Origin of the sequence: Pseudomonas sp. BN515 (assembly GCF_029873155.1) — a bacterium.
Classification (GTDB): Bacteria; Pseudomonadota; Gammaproteobacteria; order Pseudomonadales; family Pseudomonadaceae; genus Metapseudomonas.
The window spans coordinates 75,582-89,288 of sequence record NZ_SSOH01000011.1; the positions used below are offsets into that span (position 1 = coordinate 75,582).

Annotated in this window: 12 protein-coding genes; 4 read left to right on the plus strand and 8 right to left on the minus strand. The window is 65.1% G+C overall.

The features are described from left to right. On the plus strand, positions 1–537 hold the full coding sequence (locus E8E91_RS01575; RefSeq protein ID WP_280374325.1) for a GNAT family N-acetyltransferase: 537 nt from the start codon (positions 1–3) through the stop codon (positions 535–537). A gap of 7 nt (positions 538–544) precedes the next feature. Here the strand turns inward: E8E91_RS01575 and E8E91_RS01580 are convergent, their stop codons facing one another. After that, the gene (locus E8E91_RS01580) at positions 545–856 is read right to left on the minus strand and encodes a cupin domain-containing protein (protein ID WP_280374326.1); all 312 of its coding nucleotides are present in this window, start codon (positions 854–856) and stop codon (positions 545–547) included. Then, positions 853–1,758 (minus strand): DMT family transporter, encoded by a 906-nt coding sequence (locus E8E91_RS01585; RefSeq protein ID WP_280374327.1) that lies wholly within the window; start codon positions 1,756–1,758, stop codon positions 853–855. The genes E8E91_RS01580 and E8E91_RS01585 overlap by 4 nt, the downstream gene beginning before the upstream one ends. Before the next feature lie 148 nt (positions 1,759–1,906). On the opposite strand from E8E91_RS01585, the gene E8E91_RS01590 reads away from it, so the two are divergent. Further along, positions 1,907–2,779: an AraC family transcriptional regulator gene (locus E8E91_RS01590; protein ID WP_280374328.1), complete on the plus strand. Its 873-nt coding sequence runs from the start codon at positions 1,907–1,909 to the stop codon at positions 2,777–2,779. On the opposite strand, the gene E8E91_RS01595 is transcribed toward E8E91_RS01590, so the two are convergent. The 3 genes from E8E91_RS01595 to purL all read right to left on the minus strand — a co-directional run bounded on the left by E8E91_RS01595 (position 2,780) and on the right by purL (position 7,608). Next, positions 2,780–3,097: a YqfO family protein gene (locus tag E8E91_RS01595; RefSeq protein WP_280374329.1), complete on the minus strand. Its 318-nt coding sequence runs from the start codon at positions 3,095–3,097 to the stop codon at positions 2,780–2,782. Positions 3,098–3,253: 156 nt separating this feature from the next. Next, complete coding sequence (locus E8E91_RS01600) at positions 3,254–3,514, minus strand: CDGSH iron-sulfur domain-containing protein (RefSeq protein WP_280374330.1); 261 nt, start codon at positions 3,512–3,514, stop codon at positions 3,254–3,256. Positions 3,515–3,711: 197 nt separating this feature from the next. Further along, positions 3,712–7,608 carry a phosphoribosylformylglycinamidine synthase gene (gene purL, locus E8E91_RS01605; RefSeq protein ID WP_280374331.1) on the minus strand — a complete coding sequence of 1,299 codons (3,897 nt, stop codon included), beginning with the start codon at positions 7,606–7,608 and terminating at the stop codon, positions 3,712–3,714. A 166-nt stretch (positions 7,609–7,774) separates the two neighbouring features. On the opposite strand from purL, the gene mltF reads away from it, so the two are divergent. Then, on the plus strand, positions 7,775–9,238 hold the full coding sequence (gene mltF, locus E8E91_RS01610) for a membrane-bound lytic murein transglycosylase MltF (RefSeq protein ID WP_280374332.1): 1,464 nt from the start codon (positions 7,775–7,777) through the stop codon (positions 9,236–9,238). A 58-nt stretch (positions 9,239–9,296) separates the two neighbouring features. Here the strand turns inward: mltF and E8E91_RS01615 are convergent, their stop codons facing one another. The 3 genes from E8E91_RS01615 to E8E91_RS01625 all read right to left on the minus strand — a co-directional run bounded on the left by E8E91_RS01615 (position 9,297) and on the right by E8E91_RS01625 (position 12,692). Beyond that, positions 9,297–10,553, minus strand: coding sequence for an amino acid permease (locus E8E91_RS01615; RefSeq protein ID WP_280374333.1), 1,257 nt, complete (start codon positions 10,551–10,553; stop codon positions 9,297–9,299). Positions 10,554–10,828: 275 nt separating this feature from the next. Continuing rightward, positions 10,829–11,320, minus strand: coding sequence for a tRNA adenosine(34) deaminase TadA (gene tadA, locus E8E91_RS01620; RefSeq protein ID WP_280374334.1), 492 nt, complete (start codon positions 11,318–11,320; stop codon positions 10,829–10,831). 7 nt (positions 11,321–11,327) lie between these two features. Beyond that, the gene (locus E8E91_RS01625; protein ID WP_280374335.1) at positions 11,328–12,692 is read right to left on the minus strand and encodes a multicopper oxidase family protein; all 1,365 of its coding nucleotides are present in this window, start codon (positions 12,690–12,692) and stop codon (positions 11,328–11,330) included. A 207-nt stretch (positions 12,693–12,899) separates the two neighbouring features. Here E8E91_RS01625 and E8E91_RS01630 point away from each other — a divergent pair, with 207 nt between their 5' ends. After that, positions 12,900–13,553, plus strand: a complete 654-nt coding sequence (locus E8E91_RS01630) for an intradiol ring-cleavage dioxygenase (protein ID WP_280374336.1) — start codon at positions 12,900–12,902, stop codon at positions 13,551–13,553. Positions 13,554–13,707 lie beyond the last annotated feature (154 nt).

The window sequence follows — 13,707 nt, forward strand, 5'->3', positions numbered from 1 at the left end:
ATGAACTACCGTCCCCTTCGCGTACCGGCCGACAGCGAGCGGCTCGCCGCATTCGATGCCTCCTACTACACGTCCCATATCTGGCGGGTCGAGGCCGATGGCCTGGCCCTGCGGCTGGTGGAGGAAGCGCTGCCCGAGCCCTTCCACAAGGCCTATGACGCCAGGGGCTTCCCCGATGATGTGGCCGATGCCGACTTCGCCCTGGCCGCCGAAGCCTGCGACGGCAGCCTGGCCGGTTTCGCCTGTGTGCGCCTGGTGCCCTGGAACCGCAGCGCCGAACTGAGCGCGCTGTTCGTGGCGCCCAAGCACCAGGGCCAGGGAATCGGCCGGGCGCTCCTGGGCGGTGCCATGACCTACGCACGCAGCCAGGCGATGCGCTGCCTGTGGCTGGAAACCCAGACCAGCAACCACCCGGCCATCGGCTTCTACCAGCGCGCCGGCTTCACCTTCTGCGGCCTCAACACCATGCTCTATGACCCGACCGAGGTGGCGCCCGAAGAGGTTGCGCTCTACCTGAGCCATCCTCTCAACGGTTGAAGACGGACTAGACACTGCCCTCCTTCTCGATCACCAGGATGCGTGCCGCCCCTCTGGGATGGGCGACATGCTCGCAGCCGATCCCGGCGTAGAAGATATCCCCCACGCCCAGCTGGACCCGATGTTCTTCTCCCGCGTCCCGGTAGCGCATTTCCACCTCGCCATCCAGCACCACGAAAACCTCCTGGCCATCGTTGACGTGCCAGATGTAGGGCTGGTCGGTCCAGTGCAGGCGCACCGTGGTGCCGTCGAGGTTGGCGATGTCCAGCGCGCCCCAGGCCCTGTCCGCGGTGAAGTCGCGGCTGCGTACCACTTTCATGCGCGGCCCGCCGTGGCAGCGGCCGGCATGGCCGGCTTGGGCTTGCGGAACACCAGCACGTTGCCGGCCATCACCAGGGCCAGGCCGAACAGTGCCGGCAGCGTCCACTGGTAGCCCTCGACGAAGGCCGAGATGTTCAGCGCCACCACCGGGAACAGCACGGTGCAGTAGGCGGCGCGCTCCGGCCCCATGCGGCCCACCAGGGTCAGGTAGGCGGTGAAGCCGATCACCGAGCCGGGAATGGCCAGGTAGAGCAGCGAACCGATGTAGCGGGTATTCCACTCCATGCCGAACGGCGTGCCGCTGGCCAGGCACCAGGCGCTGAGCATCAGGGCGCCGTAGAGCATGCCCCAGGCATTGGTGGTCAGCGGCTTGAGACCGGCCTTCTGCTGCAGGCTGGAAAGCATGTTGCCGGCGGAGAAACACAGGGTGCCCAGCAGGGCCAACCCCAGGCCGATGAAGGTTTCACGGCTGGCGCTGTGGTGCGAGAGCTCCGGCCAGAACAGCAGCCCCAGGCCGAGCAGGCCGAGGCCACCACCGGCGAGCACGTTGGGCGCGATGCGCTGGCCGAAGAAGATGCGTGCATTGAGGGCATTCCACAGGGTGGCGGTGGAGAACACCACGGCGATCAGGCCGCTGGGGATCCACTGGCTGGCGGTGTAGAAGCACATGAAGTTGACGCAGAACAGGCACAGGCCCTGGGCCAGGCAGATCATCTGGGCGCGGCTGTCGAGCTTCTGCAGGCGGCGGCTGAGCAGCAGGATGGCGAAGAGCACGGCGGCGGCCAGGGCAAAGCGGTAGGCGATGGAGGCGGGAATGGCGACGCTGCCCATCTGCAGCTTGATGGCGATCCAGGTGGTGCCCCAGATCAGGACGGTGAGCAGGTAGAGGGACAGGTTCATCACGGTGACTCCGGTTTCGATGGAGCCAGTCTCCGCCCGCCCCCTCTGCCCCGCTTGCACAAACTTGCGCTTATCTCGTCGGGAGACTGCCGGCGCCCCTCCGCGCGCGTTAGCATGGACTCCATTCGCCAACCGGCCGGCCCTGCCCATGTCCCTGCTCGAACAGAACCAGGTCTTCCAATCCCTCAGCAGTTCGCCCAACGCTCGCCTGGAGCATTGCGCGGAGCTGGGCGATGGCCTGGGCGCGGCGCTCTGGAGCAACCACCACGACGCCCGCGACTACCAGGGGCCGAAGGTGCACACGCTGTCCTGCTACCTGGCGGGCGGCACCGGCACCTTCCGCCGCGAGCGTCCCGATACCAAGGGCGCGCCGGACAAGCTGTGCATCCTGCCCGCCGGGCATGAATCCTCATGGGTGATCAACGGTGAAATCCGCCTGGCGCACCTCTACTTCAGCGCCGAGCACTTCGCCCAGGCTGCGGTCACCTTGCTGGATCGGGAGCCCCGTGAGTTGCAGCTACGCGAACGCACCTTCCTCGACGATCCGCAGCAGGCGCGGAATTTCCGCCAATTGATCACCCTGGACTGGGACGAGCCCGCCGAGCGCCTGCGGGCGACCAGCCTGGCCCACGACATGATCCACCACAGCCTGCTGACCCAGGCCGGGATGCGGGATGGCCTGCGCCTGAAAGGGGGATTGGCACCGGTGCTGCGCCGGCGCCTCATGGAGTACATCGAGAATCGCCTGGCCGAGCCGATCAGCCTGGGCGAACTGGCGACCTTTGCGGCGCTGTCGGAATATCACTTCGCGCGGATGTTCCGCGAGAGCTTCGGCATGCCTCCGCACCAATACGTGCTGGCGCGCCGGCTGGAGCGAGCGCGCAAATTGTTGCGCGATGGCGAGTTGCCCCTTGGAGAAATCGCCCTGGCGTGCGGCTTTGCCAGCGCCAGTCACTTCAGCAATCGCTTCCGCGCGGCGGTTGGCGCAACGCCGGGGGCCTACCGCGCGGCGTTTCGCTGATCAGAACATCAGGTCGGAGAGGCGCCAGACTTCGAAGGCCGGAGTTTCGTAAGGGTGGGCCTTCTTCAGCGCCTTGACCGCATCGTGGATCAGTTCGTCGGCGACGACCATTTCCACCTTCCATTCAGCGACATGCTCGACGGTGCCGGTCTGGCCCAGGTAGGGACTGCTGCCCTCGAGCGGACGGAATTGGCCCTGCCCGAGCGCCTGCCAGCAGCAGCTGTCATAGGCGCCAATGCGCCCCCCGCCTGCCGCGAATATGGCCTTTTTCACAGGTTCCAGATGGCTCTCCGGAACGTAGAAGCACAGCTTGTACATCGAGTTCTCCGCGTGGATCCAACGACGGGTTCATACCCGATAATGATGGCACTTTGACGTCATTTTGCCGAGGCGCTGTTCACATACGCGAGTTGGACCCATGGTGCGCAAAAGCGTTCTCCACGGGAAAGTGCATCTGGCGATAAAGGTGAAGTCCTACTCACCTTTCCAGAAGCGCCGCCAACGCTGGCCAAGGCTGGGGGTAGGCGGGCTGTGGCTGCCATCGCACCAGGGCAGCCGCGCGGACTGGCCGCAACGGCAGAGCAGCAGTCGCTGTTCGCGGCGGGCGGTCAGGCTGAGGCCGTCGGCGCAGTCGGGCGGGCAATCGGGCAATCGTTCCGAGCGGCCGCAGCGACAAAGGCGGCACTGATCGCCGGGCTGCAGCAGGCGGACTTCAGGAAGGATCGGGTCCGGCATGGGCGCGGCTCGAAAACGAAAAAGGCGGGAGAAGAGTGCCTTCTCCCGCCTTTTACTGTCGATGTCCGAGTGGGCCAATCTGAGGCCTCTCGTGCCCTGTTTGACTGGTCGGCGCGGAGGAAAAAACACCCTCTCCCGCCCTTCGGGCACCCTCTCCCCAAGGGGAGAGGGTCATCAGAACGGCCTGCGGCCGGCTCTTAATCCACCCAAACGCGGGCGTTGCGGAACATCCGCATCCAGCCGCCGTCTTCCTGCCACTCATCCGGGCGCCAGGAGTTCTGCACGGCGCGGAACACGCGCTCCGGGTGCGGCATCATGATGGTCACACGGCCGTCTCGGCTGGTGAGACCGGTGATACCACGGGGCGAACCGTTCGGGTTGGCCGGGTAGGTCTCGGTGACCTTGCCGTGGGTATCGACAAAGCGCATGGACACGCAACCGGACAGGTCGGCTTCCAGCAGCGCCTCTTCGCTCTCGAACTCGGCATGACCTTCGCCGTGGGCGATGGCGATCGGCATGCGAGAGCCGGCCATGCCACGCAGGAAGATCGAGGACGACTCCTGCACCTGGACCATGGCCACACGGGCTTCGAACTGCTCCGAGCGGTTGCGCACGAAGTGCGGCCAGAACTCGGTGCCGGGAATCAGCTCGTGCAGGTTGGACATCATCTGGCAACCGTTGCACACGCCCAGGGCGAAGCTGTCCTTGCGCTCGAAGAAGGCCTGGAAGCCTTCGCGGGCACGGGTGTTGAACAGGATCGACTTGGCCCAGCCTTCACCGGCGCCGAGCACGTCGCCGTAGGAGAAGCCACCACAGGCCACCAGGCCCTTGAAGTCTTCCAGGCTGACGCGGCCGGCGAGGATGTCGCTCATGTGCACGTCGATGGCGGAGAAGCCGGCGCGGTCGAAGGCGGCAGCCATTTCCACCTGGCCGTTCACGCCCTGCTCGCGGAGGATCGCCACCTGCGGACGCACACCCTTCTTGATGTAGGGCGCAGCGATGTCCTGGTTGACGTCGAAGCTGAGCTTGACCGACAGGCCGGGGTTGTCTTCTTCCAGCAGTGCGTCGAATTCCTGGTCGGCGCAGTCGGCGTTGTCACGCAGACGCTGGACACGATAGCTGGTCTCGGACCACTGGCGCTGCAGCATGCGGCGCTCGCCGCCGAACACGGCTTCGCCATTGAAGCTGATGGCGATGTTGGCGCCGTTGAACGGCTGGCCGATGACGGCAACGCAGTCACCGAGGCCGGCAGCGCTGAACTGGGCCAGCACTTCCGGCGTGGCGTCCTGGCGAACCTGGATGACCGCACCCAATTCTTCGTTGAACAGGACGGAGGTCAGGCCTTCACGGTTGTCGGCCAGGGCGTCGAGGTAGAGGTCCAGGCCGCAGTGGCCGGCAAAGGCCATTTCCAGCACGGTGGCCAGCAGGCCGCCGTCGGAACGGTCGTGATAGGCCAGCAGGTGGCCATCGGCGTTCAGGCCCTGGATCACGGCGAAGAAGGCTTTCAGGTCTTCGGCGTCATCAACGTCCGGTACCTGCTGGCCGATCTTGCTGTAGACCTGCGCGAGGATGGAGCCGCCCATGCGGTTCTGGCCACGGCCGAGGTCGACCAGGATCAGGTCGGTTTCGCCCTTGTCCAGGCGCAGTTGCGGGGTCAGGGTCTTGCGCACATCGGTGACCGGCGCGAAACCGGTGACGATCAGCGAGAGCGGCGAGGTGACGGACTTGTCCGCGCCTTCATCCTGCCAGCGGGTCTTCATGGACATGGAGTCCTTGCCCACCGGAATGGTGATGCCCAGCGCCGGGCACAGTTCCATGCCCACAGCCTTGACGGTGTCGTACAGGCGAGCGTCTTCGCCCGGGTGACCGGCAGCGGCCATCCAGTTGGCGGAGAGTTTGATATCGCCCAGCTTCTCGATCTTCGAGGCAGCCAGGTTGGTGATGGTTTCACCCACGGCCATGCGACCGGATGCCGGCGCATTCAGCAGGGCCAGCGGCGTGCGCTCGCCCATGGCCATGGCTTCGCCGGTGTAGACGTCGAAGCTGGTGGCGGTGACGGCGCAATCGGCTACCGGGACCTGCCAGGGGCCGACCATCTGGTCGCGGGCCACCAGGCCGGTGATGGTGCGGTCACCGATGGTGATCAGGAAGTTCTTGCTGGCAACGGCCGGGTGGTGCAGCACGCGGCTCACGGCTTCTTCGATGTCCAGTTCGGCGGCGGCGAAGTCATCGCCCAGCTCAGCCTCGCGGCTGACGGAGCGGTGCATGCGCGGCGGCTTGCCGAGCAGGACTTCCAGCGGCATGTCCACCGGCTTGTTGCCGAAGTGGCTGTCGGCCACGGTGAGGTGAGGCTCTTCGATAGCCTCGCCGACCACGGCGAACGGGCAGCGCTCGCGTTCGCAGATGGCCTTGAAACGCTCGAAGTCAGCGGCGTCCACGGAGAGCACGTAACGCTCCTGGGACTCGTTGCACCAGATTTCCAGCGGGCTCATGCCCGGCTCGTCGTTGGGCACGGCGCGCAGTTCGAAACGGCCACCACGGCCACCGTCGTTGATCAGTTCCGGCAGGGCGTTGGAGATGCCGCCGGCACCCACGTCGTGGATGAACTTGATGGGGTTTTCCGAACCCATCTGCCAGCAGCGGTCGATCACTTCCTGGCAACGACGCTCCATTTCCGGGTTGTCGCGCTGTACGGAAGCGAAGTCCAGGTCGGCGGAGCTGGCGCCGGTGGCCATGGAGGAAGCTGCGCCACCGCCGAGGCCGATGAGCATGGCCGGGCCGCCGAGAACGATCAGCTTGGCGCCGATGGAGATTTCGCCCTTCTGCACGTGCTCGGCGCGGATGTTGCCCATGCCGCCGGCGAGCATGATCGGCTTGTGGTAGCCGCGGACTTCTTCACCGTGGGGGGTGTCGATGGCCTGCTCGAAGGTACGGAAGTAGCCAGTCAGGGCCGGACGGCCGAACTCGTTGTTGAACGCGGCGCCGCCCAGCGGGCCTTCGATCATGATGTCCAGCGGGGTGACGATGCGCTCGGGCTTGCCGTAGGGCTTTTCCCAAGGCTGTTCGAAGCCGGGGATCTGCAGGTTGGAAACGGTGAAACCGGTCAGGCCAGCCTTGGGCTTGGCGCCGCGGCCGGTGGCACCTTCGTCACGGATCTCGCCGCCGGAGCCGGTGGAGGCGCCGGGGAACGGAGCGATGGCGGTCGGGTGGTTGTGGGTTTCCACCTTCATCAGGATGTGCACGGGCTCCTGGGTGGCGCCGTACTGACGGGTCGCCGGGTTGGGGAAGAAGCGGCCGGCGGTGGAGCCCACGATCACCGAAGCGTTGTCCTTGTATGCGGACAGTACGCCTTCACGGTTCATCTCGTAGGTGTTCTTGATCATGCCGAACAGGCTCTTCTCCTGCGCCTGGCCGTCAATGTCCCAGCTGGCGTTGAAGATCTTGTGGCGGCAATGCTCGGAGTTCGCCTGGGCGAACATCATCAGCTCGACGTCGTGGGGGTTGCGGCCCAGGTCGTTGAAGCTCTTCACCAGGTAGTCGATTTCGTCTTCGGCAAGCGCCAGGCCCAGTTCGACGTTGGCCTTCTCCAGGGCAGCGCGGCCGCCACCGAGGATGTCCACGGCGGTCAGCGGCTTGGGCTGGGCGTGGCTGAACAGGCCGGCGGCCTCTTCCTGGCCGGCCAGCACCAGTTGGGTCATGCGGTCATGCAGGGTGCTGGCGACGAGCTGCGCGTCGGCGTCGCTGATCTCGCCGGCCACGTAGTAGGCGATACCGCGTTCCAGGCGCTCGATCTTGGCCAGGCCGCAATTGCGGGCGATGTCGGTGGCCTTGCTCGACCAGGGCGAGATGGTGCCGAAACGCGGCACCACCAGGAACAGGCGGCCGCGAGGCTCCTGAACCGGGACGCTAGGGCCGTACTTGAGCAGGCGGGCCAGTACTTGCTCTTCCTCCCCGCTGAGTACGCCAGTCACTTCGGCGAAGTGGGTGAACTCGGCGTAAAGTCCGCTGACGGCGGGGACCTTTTGGGTCAATTGCTCGAGCAGTTTGCCGTGGCGAAAAGCGGAAAGGGCGGGAGCACCGCGCAGGATCAACATCTTCGGGACAGCCTCTGGGGAAGGGGTGTGCTTGGAGGCCGTGCATTCTAGCGCAAAGCGCCGCATTCCGGCACCTCTGAAGGTGCCTCGTGTCGCCTGACAGCTAGCAGAGAAGATGCCCCCTGTCGAGATATGGCGCCCGCCAGGCTTTGCGTATACTCCGTGGATGCTAAATCGACACGTGTTCGGCACACGTCGGGCTTTTTGGGCCCTGGCTACCGGATTCTTCCTGATGCTCGTCGGCTGCAAACAGCCCACTACCCTCGAGCGCGTACAGGAGGAGGGTGTGCTACGCGTGATCACCCGCAACAGCCCGGCCACCTTCTTTGAAGACCGCAACGGCGAGACTGGATTCGAATACGAATTGGTCAAGCGCTTTGCCGACGATCTGGGCGTCGAGCTCAAGATCGAGACCGCCGACAAGCTGGACGACCTCTATTCCCGCCTGGGCCAGGCCAATGGCCCGGTGCTGGCCGCCGCCGGCCTGGTAGCCAGCAATGCGCGCAGGGAAGAAGTGCGCTTCTCCCATTCCTACCTGGACGTCACCCCCCAAGTCATTTACCGCAACGGTGAACGCCGCCCTACCCGCCCCGAGGACCTGGTCGGCCGTCGCATCCTGGTGCTCAAGGGCAGCAGCCACGCCGAACAGCTGGCGTCGCTGAAGGCCACCCTTCCCGAACTGAAGTACGAGGAATCCGACGAGGTGGAAGTGGTCGACCTGCTGCGCATGGTCGACGAAGGGCAGATCGACCTGACCCTGGTGGATTCCAACGAGCTGGCAATGAACCAGGTCTACTTCCCCAACGTGCGCGTGGCCTTCGACCTGGGCGACGCCACCAGCCTGGCCTGGGCCATGGCGCCCGGCGAGGACGATAGCCTCTACAACGAGGTCAACGCCTTCCTCGACAAGGCCCGCAAGGATGGCACCCTGCAGCGCCTGAAGGACCGCTATTACGGCCACGTCGACGTACTCGGCTACGTCGGTGCCTACACCTTCGCCAAGCACCTGCAACAGCGCCTGCCCAAGTACGAGCAGCACTTCCGCCAGGCTTCGCAGAAGAACGAGGTGGACTGGCGCCTGCTGGCGGCCATCGGCTACCAGGAATCCCTCTGGCAGCCCACCGCAACCTCCAAGACCGGCGTGCGCGGCCTGATGATGCTGACCGAGGGTACCGCCAAGGCCATGGGCGTATCCAATCGCCTGAACGCCAAGCAGAGCATCCACGGCGGCGGCAAGTACTTCACTATGATCAAGGACGGCCTCTCCGACGACCTCAAGGAGCCGGACCGTACCTGGTTCGCCCTGGCCGCCTACAACATCGGCATCGCCCACCTGGGCGACGCGCGCAAGCTGGCCGAGGCCGAGGGCCTGAACCCGAACAAGTGGCTGGACGTGAAGAAGATGCTGCCCCGCCTGTCGCAGAAGCAGTGGTACCGCAAGACCCGCTATGGCTACGCCCGAGGCGGCGAGACAGTGCACTTCGTGCAGAACATCCGCCGTTACTACGACATCCTCACCTGGGTGACCCAGCCGCAGATGGAAGGCAGCCAACTGGCCGAGAACGCCACCCACCTGCCTGGCATCAACAAGACCCGCCCACCGGAAAACCGGCAGGACGAAAAGCTCTGAGCCGTCACACCGGCCACAAAAAAGCCCGCATCGAAGCGGGCTTTTTCATTTCAGGCGATCACCAGCCGGACGGCAGCAGGTTCAGCGCGCTGCAAATGGCATAGGCGGCGCTGGCCAGGTAGATCATCACGATGAACACCTGGATCAGCGGATGGGCGATCCAGCCACACTGCCAGGCCGGTTGCAGATCGCCATGGCGACGGGCGGATCGCAGCATGAGGATCGGCATGATGGACAGGATCACGCCACTGAAGGCACCGGCGAAGTACAGCGCATTAACGAACCCGACCATGCCGCTGTAGGCCAGCAGGAAAGGCGGCACGCACACGCTTCCGAGTACCAGCAGGCGGGTCTTCGGCTGGTTCTCCGGGCCGAGCTTGTGGAACTTGTCGAAGATGTTGGTCAGGAAGCTGCCACCCAGCCCCCAGTAGGAGGTCAGCATGGCGCAGAGGGCGAAGGTGTTGGCGGTGTAGAACGCCCACTGTCCCAGCGCCTGGCCCCACGCCAGCGTGGCGACTTCGGTCTGGTTTTCCAGCCCGTTCAGGGAGATCACGGACATGGGCACGATCGCCAGCAGGCAGAAGGTCACCAGCATGCCGGTGATCACCGCCTTGGGCAGTTGCGACGGTGCATGGCTGAAGCCACGAGCCATCTCCGGGACTATGTACTGCGCGGAGAAGCAGAACACCGCGATGTTGAATACCGGCACCATGTAGATCCAGTCGCCTTCCAGCAGGCGGGCGACGTCGGTGTTCTCGTTGACCAGGGTCGCGACCACCAGCACGACGATCATGCTGACCATGCCGATGCTGATGAACTTCTCGCCCTTGCCGATCGCGCCCAGGCCGAGATAGAGCACCAGCGCCGCCGGCAGGAAGAACAGCACGCTACCGAGCGCCGGGCTGATACCCAGGAAGGCACTGAGGATCTTGCCACTGCCGCTCATATAGGCGATCAGGGCACCGATGCTGTTGACCGCAACCGAAAGGAAAATGGCCCAGGCACCGAACGACCCCACGTAGCGCTGTGCTAGACCGCTCAGCTGGTTGTGGGTACGGGTCCGCAGCGCGGTTTCCGATACGTACAGCATGGAAATGGTGGTGAACACGCCCGCCACCGCGAGCCACAGCAGCAAGGGCATGAAGCCGGCCTTGCGGCTGGCGTAGGCCATGGAGAGCACACCTGCCCCAATGTTGGTGCCTACGATCATGGCGACCGCTTCAAGGAAGCTCAGCCGATGGACCGCCAGCCCCGACGAATCGACTGGCTCCGCCCCAACCTGATCCTGATAAGACTGGACCCTGGTTTCACTCATAACAGCACCCTCAACAACACATTCTCGTTTTCAGGAGGCCCCTGACCTGAAGCTGCCATGGCCTTTCCGTCAAACGGTGAATCGGGCACTGCGGGACAACGGGATTACGGATGCCTCCTGGCGGTGGCCCCATGCAGGGACCCTCCCCAGCGACTCGCACTCGAGCCGCTCTGGGCCGCCCTTTTCGGGCGGCCGCGCACCTTAGCACAGGAGGTTTCTGGATCTAGTGAGAAGGGTCCCGACCTTGGTCGAATAGCCTGTCGGAAGCGTCCGAGTCAGACGTCTTTGCGTGCCGCGCGCCGGGCCTGGAAGAAGCCGGAAAGCATCTCGCTGCACGCCTGCGCCAGTACCCCGCCTTCCACCAGCACCCGGTGATTGAGGAATTCCTGGTTGAAGAACTGGCCACGGCTGACCGCCACGCCCGCCTTGGGTTCGGTGGCGCCATAGACCACGCGGGTGATCCGCGAGTGGACGATGAGCCCGGCGCACATGCTGCAGGGCTCCAGGGTGACGTAAAGGGTGCTGCCCACCAGCCGGTAGTTCTCCAGGCGGCTGGCGGCATCGCGCACCGCCACCATCTCGGCATGGGCGCTGGGGTCGTGACCGGAGATGGGGCAGTTGAAGCCGCGTCCGACTATCTCGCCATCCTTGACCAGCACCGCGCCCACCGGCACTTCGCCCAGCGCCGCCCCTTGCAGGGCCAGGGCGAGGGCCTCACGCATGAAGTATTCGTCGCGGCTGCGGTCGATGATCTGGGGTTGGCGCATGGTCGGCTCAGGCTACTTCGATGGCGGCCATCAGGCCGGTTTCCATATGGTCGATGACGTGGCAGTGGAACATCCATATCCCCGGATTTTCCGCTACCAGCGCGATGCGCGCGGTCTCGTTCTTGCCCAGCAGGTAGGTGTCGGTGAAATAGGGAATGATGGACTTGCGGTCCGAATCCAGCACCTTGAACGCCATGCCATGGAGGTGGATGGGGTGAAGGTACTGGGCCATGTTGCGCAGCTCGAAGATGTAGTGGCCATCCTTCTTCAGCTTGGCGATGGGACGGTCGGCGCAAGTCTTGTCGTTGATGTCCCAGGCCTTGCCGTTGATCTGCCAGTAGTTGCTCGGACGTCCGGCAGCGCTGGCCAGGGTAGCGGCCCATTCGAAATTGAAGCGCAGCACCTCGGCCTTCTCCAGATCGGGCTCCGGCACCGGGTTGGCCGGCAGCGCCGCCGGCCAGTCACCGGGCGCCTCGCTGCTGGCCACGCTCTTCAGGGTCGCCAGACGCAGCGGACCATTGCGCAGCGGCAGCTCAGTGCCTTCGGCCGGCACCTTGATGGCCAGTTCAATGCGCATGCCCGGACCCAGCCAGTACTCCTTGCCCAGGTCACGGGGCTCCACGGGATGGCCATCCAGGGAATAGATGCGCACCTCGGCACCCGGAAGGTTGAGCCGGTAGGTGACGGTGTTGTCCAGGTTCAGGATACGCAGGCGCACCACCTGGCCCGCCGGCAGATCCACGGTGGGCAGCTGCTTGCCATTGATGGTGGTCAGACGCCCACGGGTACCTTCGCGGGCGGCTTCGCGGGGGACGCTGAAGGCGGTGAACGCACCTTCCTGGTCCACGTGCCAGGTCTTCAGGCTGAGCACTTTCTCGTGCCTGAAGCCTGTGGGTTCGCGCTCTTCGACGATCAGTGGGCCGACCAGGCCGCGCCCCAGCTGGTGGGCACTGGACAGATGCGGGTGGTACCAGAAGCTGCCGGCGTCGTCGGTCTTGAAGCGGTAGTCGAAATACTCGCCGGGCAGCACCGGCAGCTGCGACACATAGGGCACGCCATCCATCTCCAGCGGCACGCGGATGCCATGCCAGTGGATGGTGGTGGGTTCGTCGAGCTTGTTGATGAAGCGCACCCGCAGCCAGTCGCCCTGGCGGGAACGGAGTTCGACGCCCGGTGCCTGGCCGCCATAGGCCCAGGCGGGTGTCGTGTGGCCGGCAACCAGTTCGAGGTCCAGCGGTGCGGCGATCAGTTCGTAGTCGTGGGTCTTGGCATCCAGGCTGCGGCCCAGCCAGTAGCGGGCGCCGCCGGCACCCAGGCCGACCACGCCGAGGCCGACCAGGCCACCGAGAATCTGTCTGCGAGTGAAGGACATGGGGGTCAGGCTCCTCTGGGGAAGAACGGGGCTGTCCCATCGGCTAATCGAACCAGCCTCTGCCGGGCCGGCTTTCGGGGCGCACAAGATACACCCCGGGCCTGTGAAAGATAAGTGAAAGCATCCGCATTAGCCGCGACCGATGGGCGCAGCCGCCCTTCCCTGCCGGGCGTAGGATGGAGGAATCGGCCAGAGAGGAGCTTGCCCATGCACCCCACCCGCCGCGAAATGGTGCAGCTCTGCATTGGAGGCTTCGTGCTGCTGAACTGGCCTCGCCTGGGCCAGGCCGAAAGTATCGGAGTGTGCCGCCTCAGCCCTGAACAGACTGCCGGGCCCTTCTACCTGGAAGATGCGCTACCGCGCCAGGACATCACCGATGGCAGGCCGGGCACGCCCCTGAGATTGCAGTTCGACGTGCTGCAGGCGGACGGTTGTCGCCCCCTGGGGGACGCCGCCCTGGAGATCTGGCACTGCGACGCCCAGGGCGCCTACTCGGGCGTCGGCGCCGATTCGGCGAGCCGCTTCCTGCGCGGCGTGCAGATCACCGACGACGATGGCCGCGCGGAATTTCGCAGCATCCTTCCCGGCTACTACCCAGGGCGTACCAACCACGTGCACCTCAAGGTGCATCTGGGCGAGCAGGATATTCACACCGGCCAGCTGTACTTCCCGGAAGCGGTCATTCGCCCGGCGATGGCAAAACCGCCCTACGCCCACCCCGGCCAAGTCTGGACACCCCGGGAGCAGGACTACATCTATCGCCGACAGGGCGGGGAACAGTCGGTGGCAGAGCTGGTGGAAGACGGTGACGGGTTCATCGCACGGGTGACGCTGGTGGTGGATACCCGCGCCAATGCCTGACAACTGAATCCGATCCGTAGGGTGCGCCATGCGCACCAGGACTTCCGTGCAGGAATGCCGGTGCGCGCAGCGCACCCTACGGCCACCCCTTCCCCAGAGGTTGCCCCAAAAACAAAACCGGCCAGGCTTTGAGGCCTGGCCGGTTCCGTTTCGC

Coding starts and splice junctions, on each gene's coding strand:
- E8E91_RS01575 (WP_280374325.1), top strand. CDS start 1: ATGAACTACCGTCCCCTTCGCGTACCGGCCGACAGCGAGCGGCTCGCC.
- E8E91_RS01580 (WP_280374326.1), bottom strand. CDS start 856: ATGAAAGTGGTACGCAGCCGCGACTTCACCGCGGACAGGGCCTGGGGC.
- E8E91_RS01585 (WP_280374327.1), bottom strand. CDS start 1,758: ATGAACCTGTCCCTCTACCTGCTCACCGTCCTGATCTGGGGCACCACC.
- E8E91_RS01590 (WP_280374328.1), top strand. CDS start 1,907: ATGTCCCTGCTCGAACAGAACCAGGTCTTCCAATCCCTCAGCAGTTCG.
- E8E91_RS01595 (WP_280374329.1), bottom strand. CDS start 3,097: ATGTACAAGCTGTGCTTCTACGTTCCGGAGAGCCATCTGGAACCTGTG.
- E8E91_RS01600 (WP_280374330.1), bottom strand. CDS start 3,514: ATGCCGGACCCGATCCTTCCTGAAGTCCGCCTGCTGCAGCCCGGCGAT.
- purL (WP_280374331.1), bottom strand. CDS start 7,608: ATGTTGATCCTGCGCGGTGCTCCCGCCCTTTCCGCTTTTCGCCACGGC.
- mltF (WP_280374332.1), top strand. CDS start 7,775: ATGCTAAATCGACACGTGTTCGGCACACGTCGGGCTTTTTGGGCCCTG.
- E8E91_RS01615 (WP_280374333.1), bottom strand. CDS start 10,553: ATGAGTGAAACCAGGGTCCAGTCTTATCAGGATCAGGTTGGGGCGGAG.
- tadA (WP_280374334.1), bottom strand. CDS start 11,320: ATGCGCCAACCCCAGATCATCGACCGCAGCCGCGACGAATACTTCATG.
- E8E91_RS01625 (WP_280374335.1), bottom strand. CDS start 12,692: ATGTCCTTCACTCGCAGACAGATTCTCGGTGGCCTGGTCGGCCTCGGC.
- E8E91_RS01630 (WP_280374336.1), top strand. CDS start 12,900: ATGCACCCCACCCGCCGCGAAATGGTGCAGCTCTGCATTGGAGGCTTC.